The 16,107-nt window shown below is 32.1% G+C and carries 11 protein-coding genes; 4 read left to right on the forward strand and 7 right to left on the reverse strand.

Annotated features, from left to right (window positions below; all coding sequences use genetic code 11):
• Positions 1–68 precede the first annotated feature (68 nt).
• The 4 genes from CLV91_RS04335 to CLV91_RS04350 are packed head-to-tail and all read right to left on the reverse strand — an operon-like array spanning position 69 to position 6,228.
• On the reverse strand, positions 69–545 hold the full coding sequence (locus tag CLV91_RS04335) for a hypothetical protein (RefSeq protein ID WP_121064336.1): 477 nt from the start codon (positions 543–545) through the stop codon (positions 69–71).
• On the reverse strand, positions 542–2,410 hold the full coding sequence (gene mnmG / locus CLV91_RS04340; protein ID WP_121064338.1) for a tRNA uridine-5-carboxymethylaminomethyl(34) synthesis enzyme MnmG: 1,869 nt from the start codon (positions 2,408–2,410) through the stop codon (positions 542–544). The genes CLV91_RS04335 and mnmG overlap by 4 nt, the downstream gene beginning before the upstream one ends.
• Before the next feature lie 4 nt (positions 2,411–2,414).
• A complete protein-coding gene (ybeY, locus tag CLV91_RS04345; RefSeq protein WP_121064340.1) occupies positions 2,415–2,834 on the reverse strand; it encodes an rRNA maturation RNase YbeY in 420 nt (139 codons plus the stop codon).
• Positions 2,827–6,228, reverse strand: a complete 3,402-nt coding sequence (locus CLV91_RS04350; protein WP_245987137.1) for a hypothetical protein — start codon at positions 6,226–6,228, stop codon at positions 2,827–2,829. Before CLV91_RS04350 ends, ybeY begins: the two co-directional genes overlap by 8 nt.
• Positions 6,229–6,380: 152 nt before the next feature.
• Here CLV91_RS04350 and gltX point away from each other — a divergent pair, with 152 nt between their 5' ends.
• The gene (gene gltX, locus CLV91_RS04355; protein WP_121064344.1) at positions 6,381–7,904 is read left to right on the forward strand and encodes a glutamate--tRNA ligase; all 1,524 of its coding nucleotides are present in this window, start codon (positions 6,381–6,383) and stop codon (positions 7,902–7,904) included.
• Between the two features lie 184 nt (positions 7,905–8,088).
• Positions 8,089–9,051 (forward strand): SPFH domain-containing protein, encoded by a 963-nt coding sequence (locus CLV91_RS04360; RefSeq protein ID WP_121064346.1) that lies wholly within the window; start codon positions 8,089–8,091, stop codon positions 9,049–9,051.
• A gap of 55 nt (positions 9,052–9,106) precedes the next feature.
• On the opposite strand, the gene CLV91_RS04365 is transcribed toward CLV91_RS04360, so the two are convergent.
• On the reverse strand, positions 9,107–9,769 hold the full coding sequence (locus CLV91_RS04365; protein ID WP_121064348.1) for a pyridoxamine 5'-phosphate oxidase family protein: 663 nt from the start codon (positions 9,767–9,769) through the stop codon (positions 9,107–9,109).
• A gap of 2 nt (positions 9,770–9,771) precedes the next feature.
• The gene (locus CLV91_RS04370; protein WP_121064350.1) at positions 9,772–10,062 is read right to left on the reverse strand and encodes a DUF1272 domain-containing protein; all 291 of its coding nucleotides are present in this window, start codon (positions 10,060–10,062) and stop codon (positions 9,772–9,774) included.
• Positions 10,063–10,252: 190 nt separating this feature from the next.
• Between CLV91_RS04370 and pdxR the strand changes: the two genes are divergently transcribed.
• Positions 10,253–11,737 carry a MocR-like pyridoxine biosynthesis transcription factor PdxR gene (gene pdxR, locus CLV91_RS04375; RefSeq protein ID WP_121064352.1) on the forward strand — a complete coding sequence of 495 codons (1,485 nt, stop codon included), beginning with the start codon at positions 10,253–10,255 and terminating at the stop codon, positions 11,735–11,737.
• Between the two features lie 141 nt (positions 11,738–11,878).
• Here pdxR and CLV91_RS04380 read toward each other — a convergent pair whose 3' ends face one another.
• Positions 11,879–13,561 (reverse strand): glutamine--tRNA ligase/YqeY domain fusion protein, encoded by a 1,683-nt coding sequence (locus CLV91_RS04380; RefSeq protein ID WP_121064354.1) that lies wholly within the window; start codon positions 13,559–13,561, stop codon positions 11,879–11,881.
• Between the two features lie 289 nt (positions 13,562–13,850).
• Here CLV91_RS04380 and CLV91_RS04385 point away from each other — a divergent pair, with 289 nt between their 5' ends.
• Positions 13,851–16,103 (forward strand): T9SS type B sorting domain-containing protein, encoded by a 2,253-nt coding sequence (locus CLV91_RS04385; protein WP_245987138.1) that lies wholly within the window; start codon positions 13,851–13,853, stop codon positions 16,101–16,103.
• The last annotated feature ends 4 nt before the right edge of the window (positions 16,104–16,107 follow it).

The following is a 16,107-nucleotide window of genomic DNA, read 5'->3' on the forward strand; positions in this document are numbered from 1 at the left end:
TAAGTTGCTTATATGCATCAAAAACTAAGCCAAAAAAATAATTTTAAAATTGTTCCACGTGGAACAATTTAGTTCTCACCGCGAATTTCTATAGCCAGAAAATTAGACAATTCTGTTGCTTTGTTATTGGCCACCTCTATAGTATTCGTACGATAAATAGTAAAATGTTTATTTCCTTTAAACAATCTAATAACATAATTATCACCACCACGCTCTTTTCCCATTGCAGCAACAGAACCCCACTCTGCTCCTTGCTTATATTTAGCAGAAAAAACAATTAAATAATCTGGCAAGGGAAATACAACCTTACTTTTAAAAAGAGTAATTCCAAAAAATTTAAAATGTTTATACAGTTTAAATTTATGTAATACCTCGTAAGAATTAGAATAACCAATAAGTAGCAAAGAAAGAAATCCTAAAACAATATGTTGATTTAAGGGCCCAGAATTAGTTGCCAAAAGGGAGAGTAAAACTGCTAATAAAATATAACCAAGAATAACAACCGTTAAAGGTTTCTTTTGCTTAAAAAAAAGAGATTGCATCATCGTCCCATAAATACTAAAAGCACACTAATGTCGCTTGGTTTAATGCCACTTATTCTAGATGCTTGAGAAATAGTTGCTGGTTGTATTGCAGTAAGTTTTTCTCTTGCCTCGTAAGACAAAGACTTAAGTTTAGTATAGTCAAAATTAGAAGGTATTTTAACGTTCTCTAAACGTTGTAATTTATCTGCATTATTTTTTTCTTTAGCTATATAACCCGCATATTTTACCTGTACTTCTGTTTGTTCCAAAACCTCTCTATTAAGATTATGTTCTTTAACAAAGGAAGAAACTTTATCTAATTTTAGCATATCTTCCATCTTTACTTTAGGTCTAGAAAACACCTTAAACATCTTATCGGATTGTTTTACTAAAGCAGAATTAACATTCTCCAATATTGGATTTATATCCTCTGGAATAACACTGGTATTTTTAAAGAAATCTACAAACATATTAGATTTTGCTTCCTTCTCTTCCATCTTAATAAGACGCTCTTTCTTTGCAATTCCTAATTCATAACCAAGTGGAGTTAAACGCAAATCTGCATTATCTTGTCGTAACAATGTTCTGTACTCTGCACGAGAAGTAAACATACGATAAGGTTCTTCTGTGCCTTTAGTAATTAAATCGTCAATTAAAACTCCTATGTATGCCTCATCTCTTTTTAAAATAAAAGGTTCTTTATTATTTATTTTAAGATGCGCATTAATACCTGCCATTAATCCTTGAGAAGCTGCTTCTTCGTAACCTGTAGTACCGTTTATTTGGCCAGCAAAATATAAATTATCAATTAATTTTGTTTCTAAAGAATGCTTTAATTGGGTTGGCGGAAAATAATCATATTCTATAGCATACCCAGGTCTAAAGAATTTTACGTTTTCAAAACCAACAACAGAACGTAATGCTTTAAATTGAACATCTTCTGGTAATGATGTGGAAAACCCATTTACATAAACCTCTACGGTATCCCAACCTTCTGGTTCTACAAAAATTTGATGACTATTCTTATCAGCAAACCTATTAATCTTATCCTCAATGGAGGGACAATAACGCGGACCTAAACTTTTAATTCTACCATTGAACATTGGAGATCTATCAAAACCCTCGCGTAATAAATCATGAACCATTTCAGAAGTATGGGTCATATGACAATCCCTTTGGTTTGTTAAAAAATTAGTATCTAAATAAGAGAATTTTTCAGGTCTTGCATCACCGGGTTGCACAATCATTTTAGAATAATCTAAGGATCTACCATCTACCCTTGGTGGTGTACCCGTTTTCATTCTACCACTTTCAAAGCCAATGCCAACTAATTGTTCCGTTATTCCAGTAGCAGCTTTCTCCCCTGCTCTACCACCACCAAATTGTTTTTCTCCAATATGAATAAGTCCGTTTAAAAAAGTTCCATTAGTAAGTACTACAGACTTACTTTTAATTTCTATTCCTAAAGAAGTTTTTACACCAACAACTTTATTATTTTCTATAAGTAAACCAGAAATCATTTCTTGGTAAAAATCAACATTAGGCGTGCGCTCTAACATAAGACGCCATTCCTCAGAGAAACGTCTTCGATCACTTTGCGCACGAGGACTCCACATTGCAGGCCCTTTAGATTTATTTAGCATCTTAAATTGTATGGCAGACTTATCTGTAATAATACCACTATAACCTCCAAGCGCATCAATCTCACGAACAATTTGCCCTTTTGCAATACCACCCATAGCAGGATTACAAGACATTTGACCAATGGTTTCTAAGTTCATTGTTGCTAATAAAGTTTTAGAACCCATATTAGCTGCTGCTGCTGCAGCTTCTGCTCCAGCATGACCACCTCCTACAACGATAACATCATAAATTTCTCCAAACATAATCTTATTGTTCCACGTGGAACATTTTAATTTTTTCCTCTTCTTTTTTTCTCATAACTAAAGATTCCTCTTTAGTTTTATCTTTAAATCCTAGTAAATGTAAAATACCATGTGCCATAATACGTTGCAATTCATTTGTAAAATTTACATTAAAATTAGAAGCATTTTCTTTTACTCTTTCAATAGAAATAAATATATCTCCTCCAATAGTTTTCCCTTCCGAATAATCAAAAGTTATAATGTCTGTAAACGTATCATGATTTAAATACTCTTGATTAATTTTTAACAAGTAAGCATCATCACAAAAAATATATTCTAAATTTCCTAGAATAAAGTTTTCAGATTCTAGAATAGAAATAATCCAATTGCTATAAACAGTAGCATCAATAGGACTAAAATTTGTTTCGTAATTAAAATTAATCATTAGACTTAAAATACAATTTTACACGGTTTTTAAAAATGTGGCGCAAAGGTAAGCTTTGTTTATTTAATATTTCGGTTTCATTATGATAATCCTCTAATAATGAGGGCTTAGTAAGTATAGGGTTTACAAAAGTGTTTTTATTTGAATTACTTTCTCTTTCGGATTTTTTTCCCTTTTTAAGAGCGGCATTTTCTAACTTAAGAAGTTCATATTGGATAACAATAGATTTAGTAGTAGTGCGTTTAGTTATACCATTCTCTAATAAATCATTCTCAAAATCTTGCATTTGTTGTATTAACTTTTTTCCAAGTTCTCTATCTCCTTCGTTAATCATATTAGAAAGTTGTTCTTCTAGTGCTCTACGAATAGTTTGTTGTGATTTATAAATTTCATAGATTTCTTTTAATTCAGACTCATTTAATCCATCTCCACTGGAACTACCGTTGCCTTCTCCTTGACCTCCTTCTCCTTCTCCATTTTTACCTTTGTTTCCTTTTCCGTTCTTACCCTCAGTACCATTTTTACCATTGTTAGAAGTAGAACCATTTTCACTACCAGGCTTAGAACCTTCTTTTCCTTTTTCACCATCAGAACCGCTCTTACCTTGACCAGATTTGCCTCCAGGGTTTCCCTGACCTGGTTTGCCACTGCCGTCCATTTTCTTTTTTAAATCGCCTTGAGATTTTATTATATCTGGAAGTTGAAAACCTTGTTGACTATCTCCCTCTCCTTTTCCCATTTGCATACTTTGTTGCATATTGTCTAAAATATTAACAAGAAAATCCGATAAACTATTAGCTGCGGTTATAACATATTTTTGATTAGATGCGCCTTGGTATAAACGACCATCGGCAACATTTTCTAAAGCTTTGTCTACATTGTAATAAACCTCCGTAATTTGTTCATTAACAAATTCTGACAATTCTTCTCTACGCAAAGAAAGTGCAAAAAGACTATCATCTACATGTTCAAATAATAATCGTAACTGTTGTTGTTCTTTAATATTATTGCCAAAAACATTAGCATCAGCATCTTGGATGTTCATTTTTTTATAAAGTGCTTCTTGCTTAAAAGAGAAAGTAATAAGATTGTCTAAAATTTGGCGTAACATTTCCGCATCTTCAGCTACAGAGGAAGAATCACTAGAAGCACTAGAACTCTGTTCCATAGCTTCACTTAATTCTTTCATTTTTTGTGCAGCAGATTTTTGTTTAGAACTAGCCTTTTTTGATTCTTTATCTTTACCCTCTTTAGAGGCCTGTTGGTTTTTTTGTTCTAAGGAAACTTTTGCATCTTGCTGGTCATTAGTAATAGCATCTTGTTTTTCAGGATTGGTTTCTAAATCTAATGGCTTTTTTAAGTCCTGATTATCCTTTTGCAATTCTTCTAAATCTTTAGATATTTCTTGGAACTCTTTGTTTAATTTCAATTGTTCCTCTAAAGCTTTTTCTTCATTATTGTTATTGGATAATTTTTCTTGTTTTTCAGAAAGGTCTTTTAAATCCTTAGAAAGTTGATTTAATTTTTCTGTAACATAATACCGTTTTGTGAGTTCCAATAATTGCTCTAAATTACGTTCACTATTTTTTTGCTTTTTAGCAATGTCTTCTAACTTTTTAGATAAGTCTTCTTTATTAATTTTATTAGCAACCTTCTTTAAATCTTCTAATAATTTTTGATTTTTTTTGGCTTGTAGTTCTTGTCTCTCTAAACGTTCTTGTAACAACTTATTCTTCTCAGAATCTTTGTCCTGTTTATTTAAATTCTCTTTAAGTTCTTTACTAAACTTTTGCATTAAAGACTCTTGCTCTTGTTGTTTTTCTAGAAAATCTTGAATGTTTCTTTTCTCGTTATAATTAAGGTTTTCCTTTTCTTTATGATTGTTATTAATTTCTTTAAGACTTTGCTTTTGTTCTTTAGCATTTTCTAAAGATTTATCTAAATTATTGATCAAAGATTTTTGAGATTCTAATTCTTTATTTTTTAATTCATTATCCTCTAATAAACCAAAATTAAATACTTCGCTTTTTGTGGTTTTTCCGTTGTGTAAAGCATCATTATCTGTTACTTCAAAGTAAAGACTATACTCCTTGCCTTTCTCTAAAGAAAAGCCAGAAGGAAAAGTATAGTAAAATTGACTGTAATTAGTGTTAAATTCTTCTAAGACAACACTTTGCGATGTGTTTTGTTGGCTTTTTTCATAGCAAACTACCTTAAGTTCTTTTAACTTATAATCATCTGTAGCATTACCAACAAAATAGGAAATATTAGGATTTAAACTATCTTTAATTCGATTAACAGTAATAGTAGGACTAGCATCTTTTACAACTTTAAAAGTATAAATAAGTTTTTCAAAATCTGCTATATTTTTATTAGAGGTAGTAAGTGAATATTTTGTATCCTTATATATACGTTCCGAAAGTGTATGCTTGTTCTCATTTTTATTAAAAATATATGTAGAATCTTTTGTGTTCATATGAATAGCATCGGTATTTTTCCCAATAATATTCCAACTTACTTTTGTCCCCTCTGGGAAACTTGCATTACCAGTACTTTCAATAATTTCATTAGACAATCCTGTATAATTTGGATAGTCTAAAATCATTTTAAATTTTTCAATGCCTGGTGTTTTTAATGCAATAAGTGAATAAGCTTTAGAGGTAACTTCATTTCCAGTAAAATAAAAAGTATTTGAAACTAAAGGTGCATTAAGAGTATATTCATATTCCCCATTATTTTCTTGTAATAACATTTCTTTACCATCTACAACAATATAAACTTCGTCTGGTCTTATTTTACCAACAACATTTACTTTTATTGTAAAATCTTGGTTTTCTAAAACGGTTAAATTAGTAGACAATAAATGAAAAGAAAAAGGTGCTGGGGGTTCATATGCTAAATCATAATTAACAACTCTCTTATAAGAATCAAAATATGATTTTAAATTTCCTGTTAAATCAATAACTAAAATTATAACTAGAGGAATTACAGCATATTTAATATATTTAAATCCGTCTTTAAAAGTAACCGCATTTACAAAAGGTATAGGTTGTAAATTTTTACTTCGTTGTTCAATACTTGCTACTAATAATTCTGATTTATTGGGGTCTTCCTCCAAATCTAAAAGATTATACAACTTGTCCCCTACTTCAGGAAAATGTTTGCCAATTAAAACAGAGGCATCTTTATTAGACAGCCCTTTTTTAAGTTTAAATAAATAAAATAGAGGAATACATATATATTTTATAAGAAGATATGTAATAATACCTATTCCCAATAGGAATAATAAAAGTCTGCCAGTAGAATTAAGCCATAGAAAATACTCTACTCCAAGTACTGCAATTAAAAAAAGAAAACCAAAAGCTATAAAAAGTAAAGCCCCTTTAATAAGCATATTGGTATAATACTTACGAATAAAGAGGTTTATTTTAAATAGTACATTTTGGTAGCTATGCAATACAAATAAATTTATACCAAAGTTACAAAAAAAGGGCTTTGGGGTTTAAGGCCGTTAAACCTATCTTTACACTTTAAAATTAGAAAATAATGGCTCATAACAAAGTTCGTGTACGTTTTGCACCTAGTCCTACCGGACCTTTACATATTGGCGGTGTACGTACTGCTCTATTTAATTATTTATTTGCAAAAAAAAATGGTGGTGATTTTATTCTTAGAATTGAAGATACAGACCAAAACAGATATGTAGAAGGTGCAGAAAAATATATTGTAGATGCACTAAACTGGTGCGGACTTTCTTTTGATGAAGGCCCCACTTCGGCTACGCTCAGCGAGTCTCAAAAAAAAGGTTCTTTTGGACCTTACAGACAAAGTGAACGTAAACATTTGTACAAAAAATATGCCGATGAACTTATAGAAAAAGGCATGGCATATTATGCATTTGATACTGCAGATAGCTTAAATACACATAGAAAGGAACACGAAGAAAATGGTAAAACCTTTATTTACAACTGGCATAATAGATTAAAGTTAGATAACTCTCTTGCCCTATCTAAAGAAGAGACGCAAGCAAAGCTAGATGCAGGTGAAGCTTATGTTATACGTTTTAAAACACCAGAAAATGAAACTCTAATTTTACAAGATGTTATTCGTGGAACTATTACAATAGATACCAATGTGTTAGATGATAAAGTTCTTTTTAAGAGCGATGGTATGCCAACCTATCATTTAGCAAATATTGTTGATGACCATTTAATGGAAATTAGCCACGTTATTCGTGGAGAAGAATGGTTGCCTTCCCTTGCACTACACCAACAATTGTATGACGCTTTTGGATGGACAGCTCCTACTTTTGCGCATTTACCATTAATTATGAAACCTGTTGGTAAAGGAAAATTAAGCAAAAGAGATGGTGAAAAATTAGGCTTCCCAGTATTCCCTTTATCTTGGAACGAATCTATTGGGTATAAAGAAGAAGGATATTTTCCGGAAGCTGTAGTAAACTTTTTAGCCTTATTAGGATGGAATCCTGGAACCGAACAAGAAATTTTTAGCTTAGAGGAGTTAGTAAATGAATTTAGTTTAGAACGTGTAAATAAATCTGGAGCTCGTTTTGATCCAGATAAAACAAAATGGTATAACCAAAACTATTTACAAGAAGCAAATAATCAAAAATTGGCACAATTATTCCAACCTATTGTTGCTGCACAAGGAATAGAAAGCAAAGCTGAGTATTTAGAAAAAGTAGTTTCATTAATTAAAGAACGTGCAGTTTTTGTAAAAGATTTTTGGAATTTAAGCGATTATTTTTTTGCAGCCCCTACCTCCTATCCTGAAAAAGCAACTAAAAAGCAATGGAAGGAAGGAACGCCAGATATTATGAAAGAACTATTAGCTGTACTTAATCCTATACAAGATTTTAGTTCTAACAACGTAGAGACTATTGTAAAACAATGGATAACCGATAAAGAACTTTCTTTTGGTAAAGTTATGCCTCCACTCCGCTTAGTTATTGTTGGAGATATGAAAGGGCCTCACATTTTTGATATACTAGAAATGATAGGGAAAGAAGAAAGTATTTCTAGAATAGAGAAAGCGATACAGGTTTTATAGTTGATGGTTACGAAAAATAGGACTCGTAACAATAAATACATGTAAATAGAATATAAGCTAAGGAACATAAGACTTTGGACTTATAAATATATAATCTGGCAATAACTGTAACAAAAAGAGTATTTTACCTACAAATTAGTGAAAGACTTTGTAAATTGATTTTTTAATTTAAAACAACATAACCATGAATTTAACATTAATACCTATTCTAGTACTAGTTGCAGTAATTGTTTTCTCTGGAATTTTTATTGTAAAACAACAAACCGCAGTAATTATAGAAAGCTTCGGTAAATTTAGCAGCATTCGCCAATCTGGATTGCAATTTAAAATTCCAATCGTACAGCGTATTGCAGGACGTGTAAGTTTAAAAATCCAACAATTAGATGTAATTGTAGAGACCAAAACTTTGGATGATGTATTTACCAAAATAAAAGTATCTGTACAATATGTTGTTCATAAAGATAAAGTATATGATGCCTTCTATAAATTAGAATACCCACACGATCAAATAACTTCTTATGTTTTTGATGTGGTACGAGCTGAAGTTCCAAAAATGAAATTGGATGATGTTTTTGTAAAGAAAGATGATATTGCTATTGCGGTAAAAGCAGAACTACAAGAAGCGATGACCAATTACGGTTTTACAATTATTAAAACCTTAGTAACTGATATTGATCCAGATGCTCAGGTAAAAGAAGCAATGAATCGTATTAATGCTTCGGAACGTGAAAAAATTGCTGCGCAGTTTGAAGGGGATGCTGCACGTATTTTAATTGTAGAAAAAGCAAAGGCAGAAGCAGAGAGCAAGCGTTTACAAGGACAAGGTATTGCAGACCAAAGACGTGAAATTGCTCGTGGTTTGGAAGAGTCTGTAGATGTTTTAAATAACGTTGGTATTAACTCTCAAGAAGCATCTGCTCTTATTGTTGTTACACAACATTACGATACATTACAATCTATTGGAGAAGAAACAAACTCTAACTTAATATTATTACCAAACTCACCACAAGCTGGTAGTGATATGTTAAATAATATGATTGCATCTTTCACAGCATCGAACCAAATTGGAGAAGCTATGAAAGAACAAAATGCTAAAAAAGGAATTGTAAATAAGAAGAAAGGGCCTTCTAATTCTGATAATTCTTAAGAATCTGGATTAATAATAAAAGCCCGTTTGGAAGATTTTTCAAACGGGTTTTTTATTACAATTTGTTTTCTTCATAATACTCCAAAACATGATTTGGAATAGTAACCTCATCAGAAAGCTTATCATCGGATATAGGTGGTAAAGCCACTTGTTTTACGGGGATAATACCCGCCCAAATTGGCAAATCTTCATCTGCTTTTTCATCGGCTACACCAACATCTCTAATTTTAGCTGATGCAGTTTCAATGGTCATTTCTACAACCAAAGTAGCATTACGTTCTTTATCAGACATAGGTCGTAGACTATCCCATCTATTTGGAATCATTTGATCTACAATAGCCTCCAAAATTTTATCTTTTTCTTCTAAATTATCTATTCGTTTTACGGAACCAAATAAGGTAGCAGACCTATAATTCACAGAATGATGAAACCCTGAACGAGCAAGAACCAATCCATCTAAATGCATAATTGTCATACTAGCCTCTTTAGCGTCTAACAAAGCAGTTAGCATTCTGTTTTTAAGAGAACCGTGTAAATACATTTTATCTTCTATTCTAGTGTAGGCCATAGGTATTGTAATTGCCTTATTATGGTAGATATAGGCAACATGTGCTATAAACCCAGCATCTATAATCGTATGTATAGTTTCTACATCATAGGAAGCTCTATTTGGGCCTCTCTTTACTTTATTTAAATCTGTAGTTTTATAAGTTTTCATCCTTATCTATTTTCCGGTGTTATATGTTTAAATTCCTCTAATACAATTTTAAATTTCTCTGGTACTACTGGTTTAAATACCTTGACGACAGTAGCAGGATTATTATTTAATTCCTTCTTAGGGCGAATTGGACGTTTTTCAAAACCACCACCGCAATTAGGGCAAACATTATGTAAAATGTTCGTTACACAGTCCTCACAAAAAGTACATTCATAAGTACATATTCTTGCGTCCAAACTATCTGCTGGCAAAAATGTATCACAATTTTCGCAACTTGGTCTTATCTGTAGCATAGCCTTTAATTTAAAATTAGCACGTATTGATATAATAAACTACCTCGGGGCAAGCTCATGATATATTGAAATGAAATTCATGTTTAATTTCGACGCAAGCGTCGAAATATTAAAATCTCGATTATCGAGTAAAATTAATATATTAGTGGACTACCAAAGTAATCCAGTGTTTAAATAGAACATAGTCCAGATGATTCCATACAAATCTATCATTCAAATAAATAAAGAAAAAGATACCGCCATATACTTGCAGTTAACCAGCGCATTTATTGGTTTAATAAAAGATGGTACATTAATTTCCGGAGCAAAATTGCCAAGTTCAAGAACATTATCTCAATTATTAGAAATTCATAGAAAAACGGTACTTGCTTCCTATGAAGAATTACAACTACAAGGTTGGATTACCACAGTGCCGCAAAAAGGAACTTTTGTGAGTTCTAAGGTTCCCATTATTGTTCAAAAAGATTTTTTACAAAATAAAAAAACTACTAAAAGTGAAAAAGCTGGATTTTCATTTTATAAGAATAAGCACTTAATAGCACATGAAGAAAAAGTAGCCAATAGTACCATTTATATAAATGATGGTATTCCAGATACAAGATTGGCTCCGCTAAAAGAACTTGCTATTATTTATAGGAATGTTGTAGTTAAAAAAAATACCTTACAGTTTATTAATTATGGTACTGCACACGGGAACAAGGATTTAAGGAAAAATATTGCAAAATACTTAAATGAAACAAGGGGATTAAAAATTACAAAAGATAATGTGCTAATTACACGAGGAAGCCAAATGGGAATATATCTTTCGGCGAAATTAATTCTCAAACCAGAAGATATTATCGTAGTTGGAGATACCAATTACATATCTGCAGATAGAACTTTTCTTAATCATGGTGCCTCTATAAAAAGGATACCTGTAGACAACGATGGTCTTTGTATTTCATCATTAAAAAAATTATGCTCAGAAAATACTATTAAAGCAATTTATATAACCTCACACCATCATCACCCTACAACGGTCACTTTATCGGCAGAACGTAGAATTAAAATTTTGCAATTAGCCGAAAAATACAAATTTGCTATTTTGGAAGATGATTATGATTATGACTTTCATTATAACCATTCTCCAATTCTTCCATTAGCGAGTCATGATTGTAATGGAAATGTAATTTATCTAGGATCCATATGTAAAAGTGTTGCTCCAGTATTTAGAGTAGGTTATATGATTGCGACAAAAGATGTAATTGATGAAGCAGCAACAAGACGTAAATATATGGATAGGCAAGGAGATGCTCTTTTGGAAATTACATTTTCTAAATTTATAGCAAGCGGAGATTTACAAAGACATACCAATAAGGTTTTAAAAATATATAAAGAACGAAGAGATTTTTTCTGTAAACGGTTAAAAGAAGAAGTATCAGAATTTATAAAGTTTGAAATTCCGAATGGAGGTATGGCCGTTTGGGTACAACTTAATAAAAAATACAATTGGGGAGATGTTTCTAGAATTTCCCAAAAATACAAGCTGGTAATTACTGATTGGAAAAATTATGATCCAATAAATTCCGGACACAATGGAATGCGCTTTGGTTTTGCTTCTTATACTATAGAAGAAATACAAAATTTAGTATTGCAATTAAAAAAGACATTCTTAGAAGTCAAAAAACTAAAATAAAGCAGTTACATAACTCTAATAGAACACAGCTTTATATTGACCTTAAAATTATATAAAAACACGTGAAAACGCTTTAAAAAAAGGCAATACAATAAAAAATACCAATTGATATTTTTTATTGTATTGATAAAATTTATACTCCTATTTTTCAGAAATTTTTGCCCAAGAATCCCTTAAGCCAACTGTTTTGTTAAAAACTAATTTTTCGGTGGTAGAATCTTTATCTACACAAAAATAACCCATACGTTGAAATTGAACTCTATCTCCAATTTTTGCATCTTTAAGGTGTGGTTCTAACAATCCTGTAATAACTTGTAAAGAATCTGGATTTACAAATTCCATAAAATCCTTGTCTTTATGGGTATCTGGACTTTCCTCTGTAAAAAGACGATCGTATAAACGAACTTCTGCCTTCAAAGCATGTTTTATAGAAACCCAATGTAAGGTTCCTTTTACTTTTCTAAGGCTCTCCTCTGTGCCACTACCACTCTTACTTTTTGGGTCATAGGTACATTGTACTTCTATAATATTCCCATCGGTATCTTTTGTACAGGACTCTGCCTTAATTATATATGCATTCTTTAAACGTACCTCTTTACCTAACTTAAGTCTAAAGAATTTCTTATTTGCTTCTTCTCTAAAATCTTCTTTTTCTATGTAAAACTCTCTAGAAAAAGGGACTTTTCTAGAACCAGCAGTTTCATCTTCAGGATTATTTTCAGCGTCTAACCATTCCTCTTCTCCTTCCGGATAATTAGTAATTACCACTTTTAAAGGGTCTAAAACACCCATTACTCTAGGAGCAATTTTATTTAAATGGTTACGAACTTGAAATTCTAATAAAGAAACATCAATTAAATTATCTCTTTTTGCTATACCTATAGTCTCTGTAAAATTACGGATAGATTCTGGAGTATACCCTCTTCTGCGTAACCCAGAAATGGTTGGCATTCTTGGATCATCCCAAGAATTTACCACGCCATTTTCTACTAATTGCGCCAATTTTCTTTTACTAACAACAGTATGACTTAAATTTCTACGAGCAAACTCTCTTTGTTTTGGCCTCACTTTTTTCTCATCATATACTTGGTCTAAAAACCAATCATACAATTCGCGATGCATAGCAAATTCTAATGTACAAAAGGAATGCGAAACCTGTTCTATATAATCACTCTCTCCATGGGTCCAATCATACATGGGGTAAATACACCAATCGGTATTTGTTCTATGGTGTGCTTTGTGTAACACACGATACATGATAGGATCGCGCATAAGCATATTGGAAGAAGACATATCTATTTTAGCACGTAGAACATGAGTTCCTTCTTCAAAATCTCCTTTTTTCATTTGATTAAAAAGCGCTAAATTTTCTTCTACAGAACGATCTCTATTAGGACTATTCATCCCAGGATCTGTAGGTGTGCCTTTTTGAGCTGCCATTTCTTCAGAAGACTGATCATCTACATATGCCTTTCCTTTTTTAACTAAATAAATAGCCCAATCATATAGTTGCTGGAAGTAATCTGACGCATACCGTTCGGTATCCCATTGATAACCTAACCACTCTACGTCTCTTTTAATAGCATCTACAAACTCTTGCTCTTCTTTTGCGGGGTTTGTATCATCAAAACGCAGATTTACAGGTGCATTATAACGTAATCCAAGTCCAAAATTTAAAGATATGGAACTAGCATGTCCTATGTGTAAATATCCATTTGGTTCTGGTGGAAAACGAAAGCGCAAATGCTCTTTAGGAAAATTATTTGCTAGATCTTCCTCAACAATATGCTCAATAAAATTTAACGGTTTTGAATCGTCGCTCATTCTTTCTAATCTTTAGTCTGCAAAAGTAGCAAAAATGCAGTAATACTGGTACATTAAAAAGTACAGACTCTATAAAAAATGCGTTTCACAACACATTTAAATACCCATACAACATTAAATTCTATAGCCCTTAAATAATTAACATATTTGTGTTTATTACTTATAAAGTGTAAAAAAGTGGGGTTCAAATGCGTTATTTTCAAAATTTTTACGTTATGGAACGACAGTAAAAACACTTTTAAGTAAAAATACGGCCCAATATAGTAGTAACCCAAAACTACATCTACTTATGAAACAAAGACTAACTTACGGCAATGCATTACTCTTAATGCTTTTTATTTTTCTTGGTGCAACAACACTTAGCGCACAAGCAATTGTATTAAATGCACCAACTCCTGCTGATAATCCAAACCTATCCGGAAACTCACCTTGGGGAAATATTTGCGCAGGTAATGGCGGTTTTAACCAATACTATGCAAACATTAAATGGGCAGGTACAGCAAACACTAACAATGAATTTATTTTAGAACTTTCAGACGCTAATGGAGATTTTAGTTCTCCAACAGAGTTAGCAAAAGCAACCGATAAAAACACTACTACAGATTTTGATATAGAATTTGCTATACCCACAACAACAAGAGGGCAGGGGTATAAAATGAGAGTTCGTAGTACGGATCCAGAAAAAACTAGTCCAGAGTCTGCAGCATACAGCATGTATTACATGGATGTAACAAATAACTTAAATATTAGTGAAGCTGGTGATGGTGTTCCTCCAGGAAATATATGTAGTGAAAATCCTATTACACTACAAGTGGATAATATATCTAATCCTGAAACGTATCAATACATTTGGTATAGAAGTGGTACCGAATTAACTTCAGAAAAAGGACATACTATAAGTGTAACCCAAAGTGGTATTTATAATGCGTTTATAGATTATGGTCCAGAATGTACTGGATCTGGTAATACAGATTCTAATTGGGTAGATGTTACAATTGGAGCAACAGGTTCTGGTATAGCAATTAACTCCCCTTCTAAAACTGCTTTATGTAATGGAGATACCGAAACACTTACCATGAATTTAACAGACCCTAGTTGGTCTTACCAATGGTATAAAGATAGTGCTGCTATTTCTGGAGCAATTACAGAAACGTTTATAATTGATGCAAGCGTTGCAGGATTTGAAGGAGATTACCAAGTAGAAATATCTGGTGCAGGAATTTGTACCGAAAAATCTGGTGCGGTTACCATAACAAATGCTGATAATTTTACAATAACAAGAAACAATAGTGCCAATGTAGTGGTGTTACCATCACAACCAGAAACCTTAAGTGTATCTACAACAGCAATTACACCAAGTTACCAATGGTATAGAAACAATACTATAATAAGTGGCGCAACAAATAGCACTTTAGATATTACACAAGAAGGTTCTTATTATGTAGAAGTAACACAGTCAGGTGGTACTTGCCCAGGTACCATAAGAAATTCTGAAACAACAACAGCTGTAGTTCCTGCATCTTTTGAGATTATTGCAGATTATCAATCAAATTATACGGCATGTGTTGCAACCTCTATTGTTTTAGAAGTAAAAACCATTAATGCTATAGCAGATGACGGTAGTAAAACAGATGTTACCACTTCTATTATAGACAGTTTTACCTACCAATGGAAAAAAGATGGTGTAGATATTTCTGGAGCAACTAGTAAAACTATTAGCTTAACTGATACCTCTGAGAATGGTGATTATACAATAGAGGGTACTATTGCAACCTATAATGATACTTCAGATACATTGCCGGTACAATTATTAACTAATGAAACGGTAACTATTAGCAGTACAAGTACTATTTATTGTAGCTCTAGTGATGTTATTACTATTTCAACAACAAAAGATTTAAGTACAGAAACATATGCTTGGGAACTTAATAATTCTTCTGTAAGTACTTCTGGAGCAACATTAAATGTTACCGCGCCAGGAACGTATAGGTTAGCTATAGATAAAAACGGTTGTACCTTATATTCTAATGAGGTGGTAATTTCTACATTAGACCCAAGTCTTATAACTTTAGATGTAGACGGAGAAATAATTTTTCCAGAAGGTAGTTCTAAAACAGTTACTGCAAGTGGTGGTACAGCATACCGTTGGTTAGATACTAATGGTATAGAATTAGGGTCAACTAACTCATACACATTTACGCAAGAAGGAGAATATGTATTAATAGCAAATATTGATAACTGCGAAATAAGCAAACCACTTACGGTAGTTTATCAAGATTTATTTAATGTTCCTAATGTAATAACTCCTAACGGAGATGGAGCAAATGACCAATGGGTTATTCCAAATACCTATTCTAACAAACAAGATATAAATGTTGTTATCTATACGGATAAAGGTGTAGAGTTACTTAATGAAAATGGCTACCAAAACAACTGGCCAGAATCTACAACAACATTTGCTAAACAAAATATGGTATTCTATTATGTTATCAAGAATGCCAACGAAACTCTTAAACAAGGTACAATTACAGTTATCCGTTAACAAG

It is taken from the genome of Maribacter vaceletii (assembly GCF_003634105.1).
Lineage (GTDB): Bacteria > Bacteroidota > Bacteroidia > Flavobacteriales > Flavobacteriaceae > Maribacter_B > Maribacter_B vaceletii.